The 1,845-nt window shown below is 57.6% G+C and carries 1 protein-coding gene and 1 pseudogene; one reads left to right on the forward strand and one right to left on the reverse strand.

Going from position 1 to position 1,845, the window contains the following annotated elements:
* On the reverse strand, window positions 1-357 hold a 357-nt coding region (locus WDW90_RS36755), incomplete at its 3' end, for an MFS transporter (protein WP_336492664.1).
* Window positions 358-1,650: 1,293 nt separating this feature from the next.
* Here WDW90_RS36755 and WDW90_RS36760 point away from each other — a divergent pair.
* Window positions 1,651-1,845, forward strand: a pseudogene (locus WDW90_RS36760) (aromatic ring-hydroxylating dioxygenase subunit alpha); the annotation flags it as partial.

Here is a 1,845-nt window from a genome sequence, read left to right on the forward strand (position 1 = left end):
AAGCCCGGTGAAGAAGCGGCCGATCGCAAACTGTACAGGTGTGACGGCAAGCCCAGTCAAGGCAGTGACGCTGCCATAGGCAAAGATTGAAAAGCCAAGTGTTACCTTCCGGCCGAAGCGGTCGCCCAGCATGCCAAAGACACAGCTGCCCAGCATGTACCCAACGATAAAGATCGAGCCGATTAGGCCCATGGTCTTTACATCGACGCCGTACTCGATCGCGATGAGGCCGAGAGTCATGCCGTAGATGTTGATCGCGTAGGCGTCGAAGAGATAACCAAGCGTGGCCGCCAGGGTGATGACGTTGCGCGCCTTTTTGGTGATGATCGGCTCGTTCGCGTCGGCGAGATCGACCAACTCAGCCGAGCCGGGTGGCTGGGGCAGGGGCTTTGCGGTACTCCGTGGAGACAACATGATTCGGTTTCCTCCTGCTTCTTTTGTTCTGCGCGTTTTTAGATGGCGTTACCTTTTTTAGCACACTAACTGTTGGCACGGTTAGCTTTGAACCATCTGAGAGATTTCGAGCGGGCTAGCGTCGCCCTCGCTGTGATTCTTTAATGCCAATGTCTCATTGGCTTTTCTTGGCGTGCCGTGAGCTGATGTACTGTTCTTTAACGGGACGACGCCGAGACGCTCGACGGAGCGCTTCACCTCCGCAAGGATCGGCGGTGCCGTATTGCTTTCAGTCGTCCCTGCTCAGGGACGTCAAACCGGCTAAGCTGAGAAATGCCTCAGCAGAGGCAATGGACCTCTTGCACTTCCTTGCTAAGCCGAAATGCATACCTGGATAAGAACAGTGCCGGCAAACCGTTCCCCGGGCTAATTTTTTTTTCGGAGTTATTGATAGTTAGAATCTATAAACCCGCCGACGGTGCTGTGCTGACATGCCCAGCCCGCAAGTTTGGCGTCCGGGCTGCACGGAACCGGGCCCTGGTAGCGGGCGGATCGCCGGAGGCCACTTGTTGTCCGCAAGCGCCTGTCGGTCTTGGTACAGGAGCGAGACTCGCAACTTGCGGAGCTATCGCTGGGCCGCGGTAGAATCCGCTCGCCGGCCGGCGCACCGCCTCAGGAGCTTCGGCTGTGCAAGTGCCACGCAAAACGCGTTCAGGCTTCGCGATCTGCTCGCCGTCGCTGGTGCCTCCAACTAATCGACTTCATAGCAGGCCCGAGTTGATTCACAATTGATAGTAGCCGGAACCCGTGACGACTCCCATGACTTTCTTCAGAAGGACTATGTCTACCAGCTGATCGCAGATGCGATGAGATGCGATACCCGCTGCCTGACTTCGCGAATCAGCCGCGATGCCCGAACGGTATCAAGCATTTAACTGCCTGCAGCTCAGCTCGGCGCACGGGCGAAATTGGAAGGGCCAGGTCTATGCCGAGATAAGAACTATCAATTATCCAAAGCTCGATCGAAGGCTCATGTTGCGGCTCGACGATGCCTGGGCTGCTCACAGCGTCCGGCAGCCTTCAGCGGATCGGCGGTCTCAGGTCAACAGCGCCGCCGTATCGCTCCGCTCGATGTTGTCCGGCCCATGCATCGCGGCCCGATGCCTGTGCCTGGTTCACTGTTTAGGTCAGCCGACAATCGAAGACCTCTCAGTGCCCAAGCCGCACCAGCCACTTACAACGCGAGGAGGAAGGTGAATGCCCGCCAGGAATTACCAGCAATGGACCGCGAACCCACCCCTGCAGGCCGGTGAGTGGATCGACAGTCGGCTCTACACGGATCAAGAGATCTTCGACGAAGAGCTTGAGAAGATCTTCAAGCACACCTGGGTTCCGGTTTGCCATGAGTCCGAGCTGCCGAAGCCCTACGACTTCCGCACCACCAGCATCGCC

It is taken from the genome of Methylobacterium nigriterrae (assembly GCF_037106235.1).
Lineage (GTDB): Bacteria > Pseudomonadota > Alphaproteobacteria > Rhizobiales > Beijerinckiaceae > Methylobacterium > Methylobacterium nigriterrae.